19 protein-coding genes and 1 pseudogene are annotated in these 16,754 nt (G+C 63.1%); 10 read left to right on the top strand and 10 right to left on the bottom strand.

Translation table 11 applies throughout. The annotated features are described in order from the left end of the window. Positions 1-40: 40 nt before the first annotated feature. Positions 41-967 (bottom strand): TonB-dependent siderophore receptor, encoded by a 927-nt coding sequence (locus tag C8K14_RS17930; protein ID WP_107718084.1) that lies wholly within the window; start codon positions 965-967, stop codon positions 41-43. A gap of 89 nt (positions 968-1,056) precedes the next feature. On the opposite strand from C8K14_RS17930, the gene C8K14_RS17925 reads away from it, so the two are divergent. The 5 genes and pseudogenes from C8K14_RS17925 to C8K14_RS17910 all read left to right on the top strand — a co-directional run bounded on the left by C8K14_RS17925 (position 1,057) and on the right by C8K14_RS17910 (position 3,828). Continuing rightward, positions 1,057-1,614, top strand: a complete 558-nt coding sequence (locus C8K14_RS17925) for a hypothetical protein (protein ID WP_107718082.1) — start codon at positions 1,057-1,059, stop codon at positions 1,612-1,614. After that, positions 1,611-2,429 (top strand): annotated as a pseudogene (locus tag C8K14_RS22930) (cytochrome-c peroxidase). Before C8K14_RS17925 ends, C8K14_RS22930 begins: the two are co-directional and overlap by 4 nt. Before the next feature lie 192 nt (positions 2,430-2,621). Then, entirely contained in the window at positions 2,622-2,762 is a 141-nt protein-coding gene (locus tag C8K14_RS22695; protein ID WP_158271955.1) for a hypothetical protein, read from the top strand. Between the two features lie 32 nt (positions 2,763-2,794). Continuing rightward, positions 2,795-3,217 (top strand): thioredoxin TrxC, encoded by a 423-nt coding sequence (gene trxC / locus C8K14_RS17915; protein ID WP_022677841.1) that lies wholly within the window; start codon positions 2,795-2,797, stop codon positions 3,215-3,217. After that, a complete protein-coding gene (locus C8K14_RS17910; RefSeq protein ID WP_233251140.1) occupies positions 3,214-3,828 on the top strand; it encodes a class I SAM-dependent methyltransferase in 615 nt (204 codons plus the stop codon). The genes trxC and C8K14_RS17910 overlap by 4 nt, the downstream gene beginning before the upstream one ends. On the opposite strand, the gene C8K14_RS17905 is transcribed toward C8K14_RS17910, so the two are convergent. The 5 genes from C8K14_RS17905 to C8K14_RS17885 all read right to left on the bottom strand — a co-directional run bounded on the left by C8K14_RS17905 (position 3,825) and on the right by C8K14_RS17885 (position 7,839). Beyond that, a complete protein-coding gene (locus tag C8K14_RS17905) occupies positions 3,825-4,259 on the bottom strand; it encodes an isoprenylcysteine carboxylmethyltransferase family protein (protein WP_233253934.1) in 435 nt (144 codons plus the stop codon). The two genes, C8K14_RS17910 and C8K14_RS17905, sit on opposite strands and share 4 nt — an antisense overlap. Before the next feature lie 171 nt (positions 4,260-4,430). Then, positions 4,431-4,907 (bottom strand): DsrE family protein, encoded by a 477-nt coding sequence (locus C8K14_RS17900; protein WP_107718078.1) that lies wholly within the window; start codon positions 4,905-4,907, stop codon positions 4,431-4,433. An 87-nt stretch (positions 4,908-4,994) separates the two neighbouring features. Continuing rightward, positions 4,995-5,105 carry a cytochrome bd-I oxidase subunit CydX gene (gene cydX / locus C8K14_RS17895; protein ID WP_084391181.1) on the bottom strand — a complete coding sequence of 37 codons (111 nt, stop codon included), beginning with the start codon at positions 5,103-5,105 and terminating at the stop codon, positions 4,995-4,997. 11 nt (positions 5,106-5,116) lie between these two features. Continuing rightward, positions 5,117-6,265, bottom strand: a complete 1,149-nt coding sequence (cydB, locus tag C8K14_RS17890) for a cytochrome d ubiquinol oxidase subunit II (RefSeq protein ID WP_022677836.1) — start codon at positions 6,263-6,265, stop codon at positions 5,117-5,119. An 11-nt stretch (positions 6,266-6,276) separates the two neighbouring features. Further along, the gene (locus C8K14_RS17885; RefSeq protein WP_054132113.1) at positions 6,277-7,839 is read right to left on the bottom strand and encodes a cytochrome ubiquinol oxidase subunit I; all 1,563 of its coding nucleotides are present in this window, start codon (positions 7,837-7,839) and stop codon (positions 6,277-6,279) included. 117 nt (positions 7,840-7,956) lie between these two features. On the opposite strand from C8K14_RS17885, the gene C8K14_RS17880 reads away from it, so the two are divergent. Then, positions 7,957-8,238: a hypothetical protein gene (locus C8K14_RS17880; protein ID WP_107718076.1), complete on the top strand. Its 282-nt coding sequence runs from the start codon at positions 7,957-7,959 to the stop codon at positions 8,236-8,238. A gap of 194 nt (positions 8,239-8,432) precedes the next feature. Here C8K14_RS17880 and C8K14_RS17875 read toward each other — a convergent pair whose 3' ends face one another. The 4 genes from C8K14_RS17875 to C8K14_RS17860 form a co-directional block, all read right to left on the bottom strand. Next, entirely contained in the window at positions 8,433-8,765 is a 333-nt protein-coding gene (locus tag C8K14_RS17875; RefSeq protein ID WP_062788729.1) for a helix-turn-helix transcriptional regulator, read from the bottom strand. Continuing rightward, positions 8,762-11,962, bottom strand: coding sequence for an efflux RND transporter permease subunit (locus C8K14_RS17870; RefSeq protein ID WP_107718074.1), 3,201 nt, complete (start codon positions 11,960-11,962; stop codon positions 8,762-8,764). Before C8K14_RS17870 ends, C8K14_RS17875 begins: the two co-directional genes overlap by 4 nt. Next, the gene (locus C8K14_RS17865) at positions 11,959-12,855 is read right to left on the bottom strand and encodes an efflux RND transporter periplasmic adaptor subunit (RefSeq protein WP_233251139.1); all 897 of its coding nucleotides are present in this window, start codon (positions 12,853-12,855) and stop codon (positions 11,959-11,961) included. Before C8K14_RS17865 ends, C8K14_RS17870 begins: the two co-directional genes overlap by 4 nt. A 200-nt stretch (positions 12,856-13,055) precedes the next feature. Beyond that, positions 13,056-13,394, bottom strand: a complete 339-nt coding sequence (locus C8K14_RS17860; protein WP_022677830.1) for a rhodanese-like domain-containing protein — start codon at positions 13,392-13,394, stop codon at positions 13,056-13,058. Positions 13,395-13,551: 157 nt separating this feature from the next. Here C8K14_RS17860 and C8K14_RS17855 point away from each other — a divergent pair, with 157 nt between their 5' ends. Genes C8K14_RS17855 through C8K14_RS17840 form a run of 4 tightly spaced genes read left to right on the top strand, consistent with a single transcriptional unit; the run spans position 13,552 to position 16,709 of the window. After that, a complete protein-coding gene (locus C8K14_RS17855; protein WP_107718070.1) occupies positions 13,552-14,862 on the top strand; it encodes an NAD(P)/FAD-dependent oxidoreductase in 1,311 nt (436 codons plus the stop codon). Beyond that, positions 14,862-15,065, top strand: a complete 204-nt coding sequence (locus C8K14_RS17850; RefSeq protein WP_107718068.1) for a DUF2892 domain-containing protein — start codon at positions 14,862-14,864, stop codon at positions 15,063-15,065. The genes C8K14_RS17855 and C8K14_RS17850 overlap by 1 nt, the downstream gene beginning before the upstream one ends. Before the next feature lie 11 nt (positions 15,066-15,076). Further along, on the top strand, positions 15,077-16,336 hold the full coding sequence (locus tag C8K14_RS17845; protein ID WP_107718066.1) for a TolC family protein: 1,260 nt from the start codon (positions 15,077-15,079) through the stop codon (positions 16,334-16,336). A 13-nt stretch (positions 16,337-16,349) separates the two neighbouring features. After that, the gene (locus tag C8K14_RS17840) at positions 16,350-16,709 is read left to right on the top strand and encodes a carboxymuconolactone decarboxylase family protein (RefSeq protein WP_022677826.1); all 360 of its coding nucleotides are present in this window, start codon (positions 16,350-16,352) and stop codon (positions 16,707-16,709) included. Positions 16,710-16,754 lie beyond the last annotated feature (45 nt).

Here is a 16,754-nt window from a genome sequence, read left to right as displayed (position 1 = left end):
GCCCCGATCGGGGCCCCTGTGCTTTGAATCTGCCGCAACGTCAGTGGCCTACTTTTACTCCGCCACAGTGGCCGGTTTTTGCTCCGCCGTTGACATCCAGCGCCGTGGTGGACAGGAAATAGAGGCTGTCCGTATTCCATGCCGGCCAGTTCCAGAACCGCTGGGACGAGATCGGATCGGTCACATGCAGCGACGCGCCATTTTCGCCCTCCTGCCGGGTATAGCTGATCGCATATTCGTCTGTGCTGTTGGGCGTGAAGCCCGCCTTCACGTTCACCCGCCAATCGGCGCTGCGCGAGAAATCGCGGCGGCCGGCAGCCTGGTTGGCGGTGCCGACATAGCTTCCGGGCAAGTCCCAGTGATCGGTGAAATTGCGGGCGAAGGAAGCTTGTGCATACCACTTGTCGTGCCGCGTACCGAGCAGGACATTGGTGGTGTAACCGGCATATTCCCCCTGCCGCCCAAGGTTGATCGTCGCGCCCACTTTCGCTTCCAGCGGCTTGGTCGGCTTGGCGGTGACCAGATTGATCGCGCCGCCCATGCCGTCCGGCCCGTTCAACACCGAGACATAGCCTTTGGCCATCTGCACTTGCGCAATGTCGTTGGTGAGAAAGCGGCCGAAATCGAGCCGGTTGTCCGCCGGCAGATAGACGCGGATGCCATCCACCGTCAGCGGCACCTGGAAGCGGTTGAAGCCGCGCACGAAAATCAGCCGTTCGTTGCGGGTGCCCCCGCTGTTGCCCGCCGAGACACCCGGCGCCAATGCCACGGCGTCATCCAGTGTCAAGCGGCCAAAGGTGTCGATGGCCTTCGCGTCGAGCGTCTGGCTGGTGATCTCGATGCCCTTGGCTGGCGGTCCGGTCACGACGATCTGCCCCAGCGCGAAACTGTCAGGCTGCTCTTGTGCAAAAGCCGGCATGGTCAGCGCCGATGCCAGCAACGCAGGCACAAATCTGGTCAAACGCATGGAATTTCCCTCATGGGCGCCCTTATGTCGGGCTTATGGCTTTCCGACCATGCTATATTTGATAGAATATAGCATGGTCGGAGACCGGAATGCGCGCAGACACCGCAACGCGAACGTTGGTAGTATCCAGCCTGGTGCTCGTGATGCTGTCCGCGCCCGCTGCTGCTCAAATGGAAGCCGCGCCGCCTCCCGCGCCCATCTGCGCCGCATCGGCTGCCGCCACCGGCGCTTATGCTCCGTGGAACCGGCCCAGCCCCCTGACGGCGGGGCGCGAGGCGGCTGCACCCGCGATGTTGACGCTGGGTACTGCTGCGCAGGTCAACTTGTCCCCCACGCCAGACGTGCACTATGCCCAGCGTCCCGAAAAGCCGGGCGGGTCAGTCAGCTATGGCGGCCTGCTCGGCTTCGACGTGGTCAAGGCGGGCACCTATCGCATTGCACTGGGCTCGGCCGCGTGGCTGGACGTGATCGGCAGGCAAGGGCCGATGCGTTCTGTCGCCCATGGCCATGGGCCGGATTGCACAGGGATTCGCAAAATGGTCGATTTCACTTTGGAATCAGGGCACTATCTGGTTCAGATTTCGGCCAATGGCGGGCCTGTGGTCACAGTGCTGGCCCTCACTGCGCCGGATGTGCCTGTGCCATGAAGCGTCGCATATTATTGGCCGCTGCCGCCACCCTGGCCGTTGCGACAACGGCGACGGCGGCGCGACGGCCGGCCAATGCGGCATCGCAAGCGCCAGCGCCTGGGCAGGCCAGAATCCCGCTGGGCCGGCGGCTGTTCTACGACGCCGATCTATCGCGCGATGGCACGATGGCCTGCGCGACCTGCCATGAACAGCACTAGGCCTTTGCCGATGGCAATCGTACCCACCCCGGCGTGACCGATGAGTGGGGGCGGCGCAATGTGCCCGGCCTGGCCAATGTCGGCCGCTTCACCCGCCTGACCTGGGCCGATCGACGCCAGACCTCGCTGGCAAAACAGGTATCGGTGCCCGTTTTTGGCACGCATCCTGTCGAGATGGGGATGCAGGGTCTGACTGAGGAAATTCCCAGGCGGCTGGAGCGCGATCCCTGCTATGCCCAGATGTTCGTCGCCGCGTTTCCGCGCGGCGCAAAGCCGATTACGTTTGCCAAAGTCGCGGCTGCGCTGGCGAGTTTCGAGCGAACGCTGATCTCTCGCGACACGCCATTCGACCACGGCCTTCTGGCCCAGGATGCGCGCGCCGGATATGCCCTGTTCCGCGAGCATTGCGCCGCCTGCCACAGCGGGCCCGATTTTACGGATATGGCCTATCACCGGCTCGGCGCCGTCGATCAGGCGGCACCCGACGAGGGCTGTTCGAAATCACGCACCGATTGCATGATCGGCAACGCTTTCGCACGCCGTCGCTGCGCAATGTGGCCGTTACGGCGCCCTATTGGCATGATGGTTCCGCGCCGACCATTCCGGCTGCGATAGCCCGCCACCGCCTTGCGATTCCGCCGCAGGAAGTGGCCCCGATCGAGACCTTTCTGCAATCGCTGACCGATAAGCGGTTCCTGGCCAATCCCGACTTCGCCTTGCCGAAATCGGCATGCGGCAAGGCGCTTTGACGCAGCATCGGCCGCGCCGTTGCGGGCCTTATCGGCCGGCTTGCCATCCCGCGCCGAAATGCACGGTCACCGCGAAGCGCAGCGCATTGGCGGTACGGTGCTGGGCATATGGGCCTCGCGCCGACTGTCGGGGGCCAACGGCATGCTCAACACTATCTTCGCCTCTGGCATTGTGGTGGTCGCGCTCTACATGCTGTAGCGTAGCTAGACCGCACTTTCGGGAGGACAGGCATGAGCGAGATCGTGATTTGCCCGCATTGCGGCGGCGCCAACCGCGTGGCACGCGAAAGGCTCAGCGATGGACCCAACTGTGGCAAATGCCATATGGCTCTGTTCACCCGCTACCCCCTGCCGGTTAACGCCGCCAGCTTTGCTGCGCATGTGGGCAAGGGAACGCTGCCCGTGTTGGTCGATTTCTGGGCGCCATGGTGTGGCCCATGCCGCGCGATGGCCCCGGCGTTTGAACAGGCCGCCGGGATGCTGGAGCCCACCATGCGCCTGCTGAAGGTCGATACCGAGGCCGAACAAGCATTGGGCGCGGCGCACCGCATCCAGTCGATCCCCACCCTGATGCTGCTGGCAGGCGGGCGTGAGGTGAAACGGATTTCGGGCGCCATGGATGCGCGCCGCATCGTGGAATGGGCTCGCGGATGATGGATCACGCAAGTCACTGGAACGGCCGCTTCGCCGGGAAAGATTACTTGTTCGGCACAGAGCCCAACCTGTTCCTGACGCAGCAGGCCGCGCGCCTGCCTGCAATGGGCAACGTGCTGTGCGTGGCCGATGGAGAGGGGCGCAATGGCGTCTGCTTGGCAGCCCAAGGCCATCACGTCACCAGCATCGACATTGCCGAGGCGGGCCTCGCCAAGGCGCGCAAGCTGGCGCAGGAACGAGGGGTGTCGCTCGGCCTGCAACAGGCCGATCTTGCCGCATGGGACTGGCCCGAAGACGGCTTCGACGCAGTGGTAGCGATCTTCATCCAGTTCGCTGACCCGGCCCTGCGCGCCCGGATCTTTGCCGGAATGCAGCGGGCAACCCGTCCCGGCGGCCTGATCCTGCTGCAAGGCTATCGGCCCGAACAGATCGCCTATGACACGGGCGGACCAAGCTTGCCTGACAATCTCTACAACGAGGACATGCTGCGCGAAGCCTTCACCGGATGGGACATCAAGCATCTGGCCGTCCATGACAGCGTCATCGAGGAAGGTCCGGGACACAGCGGCATGTCGGCGCTCATCGATCTCGTGGCGCGTAAACCGGCCTAAAACAGGCTCGGGAAAAAGCGCGGCGTGATCGCGCGGTAGCGGCTGTAAGCTTCGCCATAGCGCGCCAACAGGCGGCGCTCTTCAAAATGGCTGCCCACAGCCAGATAGAGACTAGCCCAAATCGCCGTGGCCAAGGCAAGTTCGTGATCCACTCTGCCCCACAGCAGCAGCAAGGCGGCGGTATAGAGCGGATGACGCATATGGCGATGCAGGCCAGCGACCGCCAGATCCTGCGCGGCATCCTCCTCGCCGCGCAGTTGTGCCCAACCGACAAATGGCCCCAGACGATAGGCCCGCAAAGCAAACAGACCCAGCACCAACCCGCAGGCAACCATTCCCCAGCGTAAACTGGTCAGCCACAATGGCTGGGCAAAGGGTTGATTGCCCTGTGCCAACCATCGGCCCAGCCCCAAGACCACCACGATCTGCACGAAAGCCAGCGCATTGTAGGCAAGTCTATGCCCCCGCCCGAACAGACGACCCATACCATGCGAAGGCCCAGCCCCCGCCGTCAGGCTGTGGCATAGGGCAAAACCCGCCCAAGCACCCGCATACAGGATGTGATCTGCAAGGGTCATGACAGCTCAAGGATTCATGACCGCTCATGGATGGAGATAGACATAGCCCTTGCCCTGCAAACGCGCGATTTCAGCAACCCCGCTGGGAACGACATCATCAGGCTTCACACCATAAAGGTCCGCAGGGGTCAGCTTCATCCCCTGCATCGTATTGTTGCAGACCAGGAAGCGCACGCCCTTGGCCCGCAGCTCATCGACGGCTTTGGCAAGCTCGGCATCCTCCTTGGCCATCACGAAAAGCTTTACCCCGGCTGCAAAGTTGACAACACGGATTTCAACTTTGCCGTCTGTGGCGGCAATATGCGCGCCGATATGGCGCAACAGGCGGTTGAAATAGGCTTTGTCATCCGGCCAACCACCATCGTTCTGGTAGACCACCTTTTGAAAGACATAATAGGGCTGTTCCGCGACAGCATGCCGCCCTTTGGCGAAAGAAAAGGCTGGAAAGGCCAATCCTGCTGCGACCAAGGCCAAGGAACAGATCCTCGAAATTGCGCTCATCCCGCACCCCCTTCCAATTCCAAACCAAAGCGGCGCCGACGGGAAGGGTCGGCGCCGCTGTGTCCTGACATGCTTAACCGTGAAGGTTCAGACCGCAGGATCATCGTCTATCGGCGAATTGAATTCGTGCCACAGCCCGTTGATGATGCCAAAGCCCACCGCAAGGCCCAAACCCAGCACCCATGTAAAATACCACATGGAAGTTCCTTTCAGTAAAAGTCGGGGTTGGTCTGGACATCACGCAGAGTGATCCGCCCGCCCAGCATCTTCATCACCCAGGCCGTATAGCCCAGCACCATCGGCAGGAAGATCACCGTCACAATCAGCATGATGAACAAAGTCATATGGCTGGACGAGGCATTCCAAACGGTCAGGCTGGAGCGCGGGTCAATCGAGGACGGCAGGATGAAGGGAAACATCGACAGGCCCACCGTGGCGATGATGCCGGTAGTGGCCAGCGCGGTGCCGATGAGGTTCAGCGCACCGGATCGTTTGACGATACCCACCAGTGCAACCAATGGCCCGAGCAGCCCCAAGACCGGCGCCAGCACCATCCACGGATGCCCGCTGTAATTGGCCAACCATCCACCGGGCGCAGCGACGCTGGCCGACATCAGCGGGTTTGACGGGCCTTGGGTATTAACAGCCCCCGTCAGCGCCAGCCCCATGCCGCCTTTGGCCACCATCACCCCGCCGATCAGGAACAGTGCGATGCTGGCCAGCGCCGCGATACGGGCGATGGCGCGGGTGCGGGTCAGCACAACCCCCTCCTCGATCTTCACCGCCAGCCAGCCCGCACCATGCAGCGCCAGCATCGCCACCGAGAGCAGGCCGGTGAGCAGCGTAAAGGGCGTGAACAGACCAAGCAGCGTGCCCTCATAGGTCATGCGCAGATCGCTATCGAAGCGGAAGGGCGCGCCAACCAGCACATTTCCCACCGCCACACCGAATACCAACGCCGGCACGAAACCGCCCACGAACAGCGCCCAATCCCAGCGGTTGCGCCATGCGGCATCGGCATGCTTCGAACGATACTTGAACGCCACCGGCCGCAGGATCAGGGCCGCCAGAACGAGAAACATCGCAAGGTAGAAGCCGGAAAAGCTCACCGCATAGACGAACGGCCATGCCGCAAAAATCGCGCCGCCACCAAGGATGAACCACACCTGATGGCCCTCCCAGTGCGGGGCGATGGCGTTGATGACCAGCCGGCGTTCTTGATCGGTACGCGCGACGAAGGGCAGCAAAGCCCCAACGCCAAGGTCATAGCCATCGGTCAGCGCAAAGCCGATCAGCAGCACGCCCAAAAGCGCCCACCAGATTACCCGCAGCGTTTCATAATCGAGAGGGATATGCATATCCCGTCCCCTTATTCGGCGGGTAGCGGGGCAAAGCCCTGCGCCTGCGCGGTAAGCTCGTGGTGCTCGATCGGCCCCTTGCGGATTGCGGCGATCATCAGGCGGATCTCGATCACGGCCAGCGTGCCATACAGCGCGGTGAAGCCGAAAATCGTCGCCCACACCTGCGGCACGGTCAGCGAGGAGGCACCAAGGAAGGTGGGCAGCACGCCGTCCACCGCCCAGGGCTGACGCCCGATTTCGGCCAGCACCCAGCCCGATTCTATCGCGATCCATGGCAGCGGGATCATCACCACCGCCAGTTTTAGGAACCAGCGCTTTGAGAACTGGCAGGCCGAGGCGCAATAGAAGGCCATGCCGAAGAAGGCGATAAAGCCAAAGCCCAATGCCGCCATCCCCCGGAACAGGAAGAACATCACCGGCACATTGGGCACAGTGTCCCACGCCGCTTTCAGGATCAGCTGGTCATCCGCCTTGCGCGGATCGGCGACGTAGCGTTTGAGCAGCATGGCGTAACCGATGTCACGCTTATGCGCCTCAAAGGCAGCGCGGGCAGGCCCATCGGCGCGGTCAACCTTCAGCTTTTCCACCGCATCATAGGCGATGATGCCGCTGTGGATGCGCTCGTCTGCGCGCAGCACCAGTTCCTCGATCCCGTCGATCTTGCCGGTCAGGCTACGCGTGCCAATGATGCCCATGACATAGGGCAACTTGATCGCGCCATGCGTGGTGCGCGCCGCCACATCGGGCAAGCCCACCAGCGTGATGGCGGCCGGGGCCGCTTCGGTTTCCCACATGGCTTCAATCGAGGCCAGTTTCATCTTCTGGTTGTCGGTCAGCGCATAACCGCTTTCATCACCCAGCACGACCACCGACAGCGCCGAGGCCAACCCGAAGGCCGAGGCCACCATCATCGAACGGCGAGCAATATTGGTGTATTTGCCACGCAGCAGATAAAGCGCCGAAACACCCATCACGAAGGTCGCCGCGCAGACATAGCCCGCGCTGACGGTGTGCACGAATTTGGCCTGCGCCACCGGATTGAACAGCACCGCCGAAAAATCGGTCACTTCCATCCGCATGGTTTCGGGGTTGAACGTGGCGCCGACCGGGTTCTGCATCCAGCCATTGGCAATCAGGATCCACAGCGCCGAAAGGTTGGTGCCCAGCGCGACCAGAAAGGTGACCATCAAGTGCTGTACCCGGCCCAGGCGATCCCAGCCGAAGAACATCACGCCGACCATGGTCGCTTCGAGGAAGAAGGCCATCAGCCCTTCAATCGCCAGCGGGGCACCGAAAATATCCCCAACGTAGTGAGCGTAATAGGCCCAGTTGGTGCCGAACTCGAACTCCATGGTCAGGCCCGTTGCCACGCCCAACACGAAGTTGATGCCAAACAGCTTGCCCCAGAACCGCGTGATCACCCGCCAGATTGGGCGCTTGGTGATCACATAGATGCTCTCCATGATGACCAGCATGAAAGAGAGGCCGAGCGTCAAAGGCACGAAAAGAAAATGGTACATGGCTGTCAGTGCAAACTGCAGCCGGGATAACTCAACAACCGCCATATCCATCGGACATGCCCCCTTGGTAAGGCTGCGCATTCCGCACAACACCGGCAATGGCAGGCGACACACACGCGTAGACTCGCTTGCTAATTGCAGATATTTCTAATATTATTGATTTGTAATATGGTCAAGTCCCTTTCCCTCGCTCGCTCCGTCCAGGGCGCCCGCTACGGCGAGCGGATGCTGGGCCACCGCGCCGCGCCGTTTGCGCGGTCTGATCTGCGCATGGAGCTATTGGCCCACATCGCCAAGCCCACACTGGCGGGGCCACTGCCTTTGCGCCGCGGCGAGATGGTTGCCTGCTTTGGCCGCGATGTCGATCTGCTGGAAGCGTACCCGATGGATTGGATCAATGGCTGGGCGGCGATGGGGCGCAGCTGTCTCGCGCGCAAAGACGGCGTGTAGCCTTTGCGCGGGCCTTGCTGGCCGGGCACCCATGGCTGGTGCTGCATCAACCGAGCGAAGGACTGGACGCCGCAACCGAAAGCCGCCTTGTGCAAAGGCTTGGCGCGTAGCTGGATGAGACAGGTACGGGGCTGATCTTGATCAGCCACCGCCTAGCCTTGGCCAATCAGACGATCAGTCTTTAACCGAAACCTTCAGCAGGCCTTGGCGTGCATACCAACAGCGCCCGCATCGCATAGCGCGCACATGGCGTGGATCACACCCGAAACGACGGGATCGCTCAGGCTGTACCAGCGTACCTGCGCGTCGATGCGCACGTTCACCGCACCTTCGGCGCGCAACATGGCCAGGTGCTGCGAAACGGCGGACTGCGAAAGGCCCGTCATCGCCACCAGCTCGCTCACGCTGACCTCACCTTCGTCCATGCGGCACAGCATCAACAGGCGCTCGGGATGACTCATGAGCTTGAGCCGCGCCGCCATATGCGTAGCGTTCGATTTCAATTCGGAAAGGTCAGTGAGCTTCATAGTGCCTCTCCAGATAAGGCAATCCCGTCATCCCGCAAGACCACGTAGATGGCGGGAATGACCAGAAGGGTGAGCAACGTGGAGGAAGCCAGCCCGAACAGCAGAGAAATGGCCAGCCCCTGAAAGATCGGATCGGTGAGGATAACACTTGCGCCGATCATGGCGGCAGCGGCGGTCAGCGCGATGGGTTTGACGCGAATACGCCCGGCCTCGATCAACACATCGCGCAGCGATTTGCCGGGCGTGGCAGTATGGCGGATGAAATCGACCAACAGGATCGAGTTGCGCACGATGATCCCGGCCAGCGCGATGAAGCCAATCATGCTGGTGGCGGTAAACGGCGCGCCAAACAGCATATGGCCCAAGACAATGCCGATCAGCGTCAGCGGCACGGGCGTGAGAATCACCAGCGGCAGTTTGAAGCTGCCAAACTGCCCCACCACCAGCACATAGATCGCCAGCAGCGCCACCATGAAGGCTCCGCCCATGTCGCGGAAGGTGACCCAGGTGATCTCCCATTCGCCATCCCACAGGATCGATGTGTGGCTTTCGTCGTCGGGCTGGCCGTGCATCAGGATAGTCGGTTTCGTCAGCCCATGGCCCACCCAGTCATAGGCCTCCACTGCCTTGTCCACCGCCAGCAGGCCATAGATCGGCGCCTCGTAGCGGCCCGCCATGTCGGCCATCACCATGGTGGCGCCCCGCCCGTCGCGGCGGAAGATCGCCTGCCCGCCAGATTGGGCCTTGGCATCAACCAGTTCACCAAGGCTGAGCAACTGCCCTGCGGGCGTGACCGCCACAGGCGTCGCCGCCAGCGCGCCCGACCAACTCCGCTGCGATTGATCGAGGCCGATCTCCACCGGCAGCGGTTCACGATCGGCGCCGCGCGGCACGTAGGCGAGGGTTTGCCGCCCCATCAGCGCACCGATGCTGTCGAGCACCTGGCTCTCTGCCAAGCCATAGTGATCCAGCTTGTCGCGATCAGGCACCAGTCGCAGCGTTGGGCGGGCCACGCCGAACGAGTTGTCGGTATCGACGATGAAGGGCACGGACTTGAAAATCTGCTCGAGCACCAGCGCGGTTTTCTGCCTTGTCGCCTCGTCAGGTCCATAGACTTCTGCCAGCAAGGTCGCCAGCACCGGCGGCCCCGGCGGCGTTTCCACCACCTTGATCACGCCACCGGCAGGCAGTGCCAGCGCCCGCAACCGTTCACGCAGATCAACGGCAATGGCATGGCTCGACCGGCTGCGATCGCCTTTAGCGGCGAGGCTGACCATGACATCGCCCTGATTGGGCTGGCTGCGCAGGAAATAATGGCGCACGAGGCCATTGAAGTTGAACGGCGCCGCCGTACCTGCATAGGCTTCCATCGCGCTCACTTCGGGGATCTGGCGCGCAATGGCGCTGGCCTGCTCCAGAATGCGCGAGGTTTCCTCCAGCGAAGTGCCTTCGGGCATATCAGCCACCAGTTGCACTTCGCTCTTGTTGTCGAAGGGCAAGAGCTTGACCGTCACGGCCTTGAAATAGAACATCGAGCAGGCCACCAAAGTGGCAACGCCAACGCCGATCAGAAAGCGCTTGGCGCTGGCCCGCGTGGCGATCACGCGCTTGGCATAGCGGGCATAGAGCGCGCCGAGCTTGCCGCCATCCTCGCCCGCATGGCCATGGGCGAGCGCACCCCGCGCAAAGCGGATCATCAGCCAGGGCGCGATCACCACCGCAACAAAGAAGCTGAACACCATCGCCGCCGAGGCATTGATCGGGATCGGCGCCATGTAAGGCCCCATCAACCCCGAAACGAACAGCATCGGCAGCAAGGCGGCCACCACCGTCAAGGTCGCGATAATCGTGGGATTGCCCACCTCGGCCACGGCCTCGATAGCGGCCTGCTGGCGACTGCGACCATCGTTCATGCCCCAGTGCCGGGCGATGTTCTCGATCATCACGATGGCGTCATCGACCAGAATGCCGATCGAAAAGATGAGCGCGAACAGCGATACGCGATTGATCGAGAAGCCCATGATCCGCGAGGCGAACATGGTGAGCATGATGGTGGTGGGAATGACAATCGCCGTCACCCCCGCCTCGCGCCAACCGATGGCGAAGCCGATCAGGATGACGATGGACACTGTCGCCAAAGCCAGATGGAAGATCAGTTCATTGGCCTTGTCATTCGCCGTTTCGCCATAGTCGCGCGTGACATTGACCGAAACGCTGGCCGGGATCAGCCCGCCCTTCAACGCCTCGACCCGCGCCACTACGCCTTGAGAAACAGTGACGGCATTGGCCCCGTTGCGCTTGGCAATGGCGATGGAGACAGCAGGCGCTTGTCGCCATCCGCTGCCATCCTTGCTCCAGCGCCAGCTGCGCGCCTGATCCTGCGCGCCGCCTTGCTCAACCTGTGCAACATCGCCCAGAAGCACCGGCGCGCCGCTTGCAGAGCGCACTGTCAGCCGGCGCACCTCATCCACACTGGCGAAAGGCGCGCCTGCGCTCACGGCCAGCGCTGCCCCACCCTCGCGGACCGAGCCGGCGGGGAAGCTGCGGCCACCCTGACGGATGACATCAATGACGCTAGAGAGCGGCACACGCGCCGCCGCCAGCCTTGCCGGATCGGGGACAACGCGGATCGCCTCGCGCTGTCCCCCGGTGATGAAGGTCAAGCCCACATCGTCCACCTTGGCCACTTCCGTGCGCAGCTTGCTAGCCAGCGTGTAAAGGCTGCGTTCGTCCCAGCCCGGTCCTTTGGGGGTGAGCGTCAAGACCACGATGGGCACGTCGCTGATGCCGCGCACGGTGATCTGCGGGGGCTGGACGCCGGCAGGGATCTTGTCGATGTTCGCCTTGATCTTCTCGTCCACACGGGTGGCGGCCGCTTCAGGGTCTTGGCCCACATTGAACCGGGCCGTCACCATCACGCCATTGTCTTGGGCCTGGGTGTAGGCATGCTCGACGCCGTCGATGCTCTTGACGATCTGCTCGAGCGGCTTGCCTGCCAGTTCCACGCTGTCCGCCGCCGAAAGGCCGGGCGCAGCAACGCGAATGTCGACCATCGGCACCTTGATCTGCGGCTCTTCCTCGCGCGGAATGGTAATCGTGGCGATCAGCCCGACAAGGATCGCCGCCAGCAGGAACAGTGGCGTCAGGGGCGAGGCAATGGTGGCACGCGTGATGCGCCCGGAAATGCCCAGATTCATGAGGCGCCTCCCACGAGCACATCGCCGGCATTGACGCCCGAGAGGATTTCGACACTCTTGGCATCTGCGGCGGGCGATGTCTGCACGGGCACTTGCATTACCCCGCCAGATTTTGTCGCAACCTGCACATAGTCGAGACCGTAGCGCGTGACGATGAAAGCGCGGGGCACGATGATCCCGCGATGGATTCCAGCCGCCAACTGCGCCGCCATGCGCCGCCCGATCAGGCTCGAATCCAGCCCGGCCATGGCGACATCCGCACTGACCTGCCCAGCGGTCACCGCCGGATAGATGCGCGTCACGCTACCCTCGCCGCTCATCCCATCGACGCGCACCCGCGCGCCAGGTTTCACCTTGGCCGCCAGGCCTTCTGGCAGATCGAGCCGCAGCACCACCGGGCCGGAGGTGACCACCGCCACCACCATCCCTGGCACCACCGGCGATCCGGCCGGCACATCCGCGCGCAACACGCGGCCGTTGGCTGGCGCGACCACCGCACCATTGCCCGCCATCGCGCGAATGCTGGCCTGCTGGGCATGGGCGGCCCGTGTCTGGGCCGCGGCGGCGCTGGCGCCTGCCTCGGCCTGCTCCAGACGCGCCTTGGCATAGACGCCATTGGCGGCCAGGAACTTCACGCGATCCAGCTCGGCCTTGGCCTGTGCGGCCTGCGCCTGTGCGGCGGCAGCTTGGGCGCCATAAGCGGCGGATTGATAGGTGAGCTGACTGTCGGCAATCCGGCCGATGACCTGGCCCTGCCGCACCATATCGCCGGCGCGCACAGACAGGCTGGTCAGCAGGCCAGGAATGCGCGCCAGCACTTGCGCCTGGTCCTGGCTGGTCACCTCGGCAGACACGCTTTGCCAGTCGGGCGTATCGCTGGCAGTTACGGTCAAGCGTGGCCCGTTCGCCGACACTCCCGCGTCAGGCACAGGTTTGTCCTGCCCACAGCCCTGAAGTGTTGCCGCCATGAGCGCAACACCCAAGGCCCCGACCGTCAAACCCCGGCCCTGCATGCCTTTCACCCCCCAGTGGCTTCTAACCATTGTCATCTCCCGTACCCATGCCCGATGCGCCCGATCCTGCGCGCCTGCACTCAGCGCTCGACCGGCAATCCAGCCTTGGCCCAGGCGCCAAAACCGCCAGCCAGATGGGTGTCGACACTGGCTTGCGCAGCCGCGCATTTGTCGAGCGCCATGCCCGACCGCTTGCCACCGAGGCAGGTCAGGACAAGTTGCCTGGCCCCGGGAGCGGGCAGCTTGCTCGGCTGAAAGGTGGACAGCGGCATGTTGATCGAGCCGGGAATGTGCCCGCTCGCGAATTCGTCCACCTCGCGCACATCGACGACGAGAACCTGATTCGCGGCAACCATGCCCGCCAGTTCCTGCGGCCCAACCTCCCGGTGTTTTGCCGACTTTCCAAAGCCAAAGACCATGATTCGCTCTCCCATTCCGCAGCGTATGAAGACGCGTAAAAAACACCACTTGCTTATATTGCTTAATAGTCATATTAGTCAAGTGCGATTGAAGCGGATGCCGAGTCCCCATCGGTCAGAAAGCCAAGGGGCCGCATATCTCTGGGAGAGCTGATCCATGTCCAAGCCTGCAAACGCATTGCCCCGCATCCTTGTGCTGGGCGCTGGTCTCGGCGGTACCATCGCCGCCTACGAGATCCGAGATGCTACCAAAGGCCGCGCAGAGGTGTCCGTGGTGTCGGACAGTGACGATTACTGGTTCGTGCCGAGCAACCCATGGGTGGCGGTGCGGTGGCGCGAGACCGACGCGATCCGCGTGTCGCTGCCGCCGGTCATGGCCAAGAAGGGCATCACTTTTACCAGCGTTGGTGCCGCCCGCGTCCATCCAGCCGAAAACCGCGTGGAACTGCGCGACGGCACCAGCATGTCTTATGACTATCTGGTGATCGCCACGGGGCCTGAACTGGCATTTGATGAGATTCCCGGCTTTGGCCCCGATGGCCACACGGTTTCGGTCTGCCGGACCGACCATGCGGCACATGCCGCCGACGTGTTTGACGAATTCTGCAAAAACCCAAAGCCGATCGTGGTGGGCGCGGCGCAAGGCGCTTCATGTTTCGGTCCGGCCTACGAATTCGCGCTCATCCTCGATACCGAGCTACGCCGTCGCAAAATCCGCGACCAGGTGCCGATGACTTTCGTCACCAGCGAGCCCTATATCGGCCACCTCGGCCTCGACGGCGTGGGTGACACCAAGGGCCTGCTGGAAAGCCAGTTGCGCGAGCGGCACATCAAGTGGGTGACCAACGCCCGCGTCACCAGCTTCGATGACGGCATGGCCCATGTCGAGGAAGTGGGTGAGGATGACGCCGTCAAGAAGGTGCATGATCTACCGTTCGGCTTCTCGATGCTGCTGCCCGCCTTCCGCGGCATCAAGGCCGTGTATGGCATCGAAGGGCTGACCAATCCGCGCGGGTTCATCCTGGCCGACAAGCACCAGCGCAACCCCAATTTCAAGAACGTCTACTCGCTGGGCGTTTGCGTGGCGATTCCGCCGCTGGGACCGACGCCGGTTCCTGTGGGCGTGCCCAAGACCGGCTTCATGATCGAGAGCATGGTGACGGCCGTGGCCCACAATATCGCCGCCGAACTTGATGGGCGTGAGCCGAATGAAGTGCCGAGCTGGAACGCGGTGTGCCTTGCCGATTTCGGCGACGGAGGCGTTGCCTTTGTGGCCCAGCCCCAGATCCCGCCGCGTAACGTCAATTGGTCGTCTCATGGCAAATGGGTTCACCTCGCCAAGGTCGGCTTTGAAAAATACTTCCTCAAGAAGGTCCGCTCGGGCGTCAGCGAGCCCTTCTATGAAAAGCTCGCGCTGCAAATGCTGGGTATCAACAAGCTGAAAGAAACCACCAAGGAGGATGTGTGATGAGCCTTGATTCCGCTGTGATGCGCTTTGCCGGGGCAGTTGTTTTGGGCAGCGCCTTGGCCGCCCAGTTCGTGAGCCCTGCATGGATTTACCTCACCATGTTTGCCGGGGCCAACATGCTCCAAGCCAGTGTGACGGGCTTTTGTCCCGCCGCGATCCTGTTCCGCGCGCTGGGCGTAAAGCCGGGCTGCACGTTCAAATAAGGGCTGATGCCATGCGTCATCTGATCATGCTGTTGCCCTTGTTGGTGGCCTCGCCCGCCTTTGCCGAAGGGCAGGATCTGAATGCCACCATCGCCGATGCCTTGGCGCACGCTCCTGTCCTGGCCGAGGCCCAGGCGGGAGAAGCGCAGGCACAAGCAAGGCTCGACGGCGCCAAGGCACAGGGCAACCCGATGCTCAGCGTCGAAGGACAGATTGGCGCCGGGCGCATCGACAATGGTGGCTTCTTTGGCTTTACCGCCAGCAATGTCACGCCGCTGGCGCTGCGAGCAGGCGCGGAAATGCCACTGTATGCCGGCGGGCGGGTGGCTGCGGCGGTGGACCAGGCGCGTGGGGGGCAGGCGATCGCCACGCTGGCGTTGGCTGATGCACGGTCGCGGGTGATCGTGGGCGCGGTGGCTGCGCATGCTGAGGTATTGGCAGCGCGCCGGATCGAGACACGCTTTCAGCAAATGGCCACCGAACTGGCCGAAGTCGAGCGGCAAGCCCGCTTGCGATTTCAAGCCGGCGAAATCCCCGCCTCGGATCTTGCCGCTGCCACCGCCCGCCGGGCCGAGGGCGAAGCTGGCCTAGCTGCCGCGCAGGGCCGCCGCGTGACCGCAGAGGCCCAATATGTCCGCCTGACCGGCCATGAAGCGGGCGCGCTCGCCCCCTTGCCAGCGCTGCCCGCCACCCCGCCCAGCCTGGACGAGGCGCTCGACAATGCCCATCACGCCAATCCCGTCCTCGCACAGGCCGAAAAAGGCATCGACGTCGCCCGAGCCGGGTTACGCGGCGCAAAGGCGGAAAGCCTGCCCACCATTGGCGCCTTTGCCGAGGCGACCCGCACTCGCGACCAATTCTTCCCCGATTACCGCGCAGATGCGATGGCAGTGGGTATCCGTGGCCGCTGGACCTTGTTTGCCGGTGGTCGCACCACCGCCAAAATCCACGAGGCCGACGCCACGCTCGACGCCAGCGAAGCGCGCGCGCGCGAGGCCCGGGAACAAATCGACGCTGCGGTCATCGCCGCCTGGACCGGCCTTCAGACCGCGCGCCGCGTGGTCGACGCCAGCGCGGCCCGTTCCGCCGCGACCGCCGAAGCTTTGCGCAGCGTTCAACTGGAAGCCAAGGTCGGCGCCAAGCCCACTCTGGCCGTTCTCGACGCCGAGCGCGAGGCCACCGCAGCTGATGCGGCCGCCATCGAGGCGGAGGGCCAGCGCATGGTTGCCGCCTGGCAATTGAATGCTCTGGCTGGACAGATCAATCCTTGAAAGGAGGAACGTCATGCACAAGGACTGGCCGCAGATGGCCAAGGAACTGTCGGGCGCGATCAAGCAAGTTCGTCTTGGCGCACCGGATGTCATGAAGAATTTCTCTGCAATGGCCAGCGCCGCCACGGCCAATGGTGCATTGGACAGCAAGACCAAGGAGCTGATCGCGCTGGGCATTGCGGTCGCGATCCGCTGCGATGGGTGCGTGGCCTTTCACGCGCAGGCCGCCGTCCGGCACGGTGCTTCCCGCGAAGAGGTGATGGATGCCATGGGCCTCGCCATCTACATGGGCGCTGGTCCCAGCCTGATGTATGCCGCTCAAGCGGTGGAGGCCTACGATCAATTTGCCGCAGATCAGGCGCCGGGCGCCTGATCGCAGCGCCCGCCCTATTCATGCAAAATCCATATAGATCGCGAG

The organism is Novosphingobium sp. GV079, assembly GCF_003058045.1.
GTDB lineage: Bacteria > Pseudomonadota > Alphaproteobacteria > Sphingomonadales > Sphingomonadaceae > Novosphingobium > Novosphingobium capsulatum.
This window is presented reverse-complemented; position numbering and strand designations above follow the sequence as displayed.

Bases quoted from the DNA above. Each gene is read 5' to 3' on its own strand.
- C8K14_RS17930 (WP_107718084.1), bottom strand. From the start codon at position 967: ATGCGTTTGACCAGATTTGTGCCTGCGTTGCTGGCATCGGCGCTGACC.
- C8K14_RS17925 (WP_107718082.1), top strand. From the start codon at position 1,057: ATGCGCGCAGACACCGCAACGCGAACGTTGGTAGTATCCAGCCTGGTG.
- C8K14_RS22695 (WP_158271955.1), top strand. From the start codon at position 2,622: ATGCACGGTCACCGCGAAGCGCAGCGCATTGGCGGTACGGTGCTGGGC.
- trxC (WP_022677841.1), top strand. From the start codon at position 2,795: ATGAGCGAGATCGTGATTTGCCCGCATTGCGGCGGCGCCAACCGCGTG.
- C8K14_RS17910 (WP_233251140.1), top strand. From the start codon at position 3,214: ATGATGGATCACGCAAGTCACTGGAACGGCCGCTTCGCCGGGAAAGAT.
- C8K14_RS17900 (WP_107718078.1), bottom strand. From the start codon at position 4,907: ATGAGCGCAATTTCGAGGATCTGTTCCTTGGCCTTGGTCGCAGCAGGA.
- cydX (WP_084391181.1), bottom strand. From the start codon at position 5,105: ATGTGGTATTTTACATGGGTGCTGGGTTTGGGCCTTGCGGTGGGCTTT.
- cydB (WP_022677836.1), bottom strand. From the start codon at position 6,265: ATGCATATCCCTCTCGATTATGAAACGCTGCGGGTAATCTGGTGGGCG.
- C8K14_RS17885 (WP_054132113.1), bottom strand. From the start codon at position 7,839: ATGGATATGGCGGTTGTTGAGTTATCCCGGCTGCAGTTTGCACTGACA.
- C8K14_RS17880 (WP_107718076.1), top strand. From the start codon at position 7,957: ATGGTCAAGTCCCTTTCCCTCGCTCGCTCCGTCCAGGGCGCCCGCTAC.
- C8K14_RS17875 (WP_062788729.1), bottom strand. From the start codon at position 8,765: ATGAAGCTCACTGACCTTTCCGAATTGAAATCGAACGCTACGCATATG.
- C8K14_RS17870 (WP_107718074.1), bottom strand. From the start codon at position 11,962: ATGAATCTGGGCATTTCCGGGCGCATCACGCGTGCCACCATTGCCTCG.
- C8K14_RS17860 (WP_022677830.1), bottom strand. From the start codon at position 13,394: ATGGTCTTTGGCTTTGGAAAGTCGGCAAAACACCGGGAGGTTGGGCCG.
- C8K14_RS17855 (WP_107718070.1), top strand. From the start codon at position 13,552: ATGTCCAAGCCTGCAAACGCATTGCCCCGCATCCTTGTGCTGGGCGCT.
- C8K14_RS17850 (WP_107718068.1), top strand. From the start codon at position 14,862: ATGAGCCTTGATTCCGCTGTGATGCGCTTTGCCGGGGCAGTTGTTTTG.
- C8K14_RS17845 (WP_107718066.1), top strand. From the start codon at position 15,077: ATGCGTCATCTGATCATGCTGTTGCCCTTGTTGGTGGCCTCGCCCGCC.
- C8K14_RS17840 (WP_022677826.1), top strand. From the start codon at position 16,350: ATGCACAAGGACTGGCCGCAGATGGCCAAGGAACTGTCGGGCGCGATC.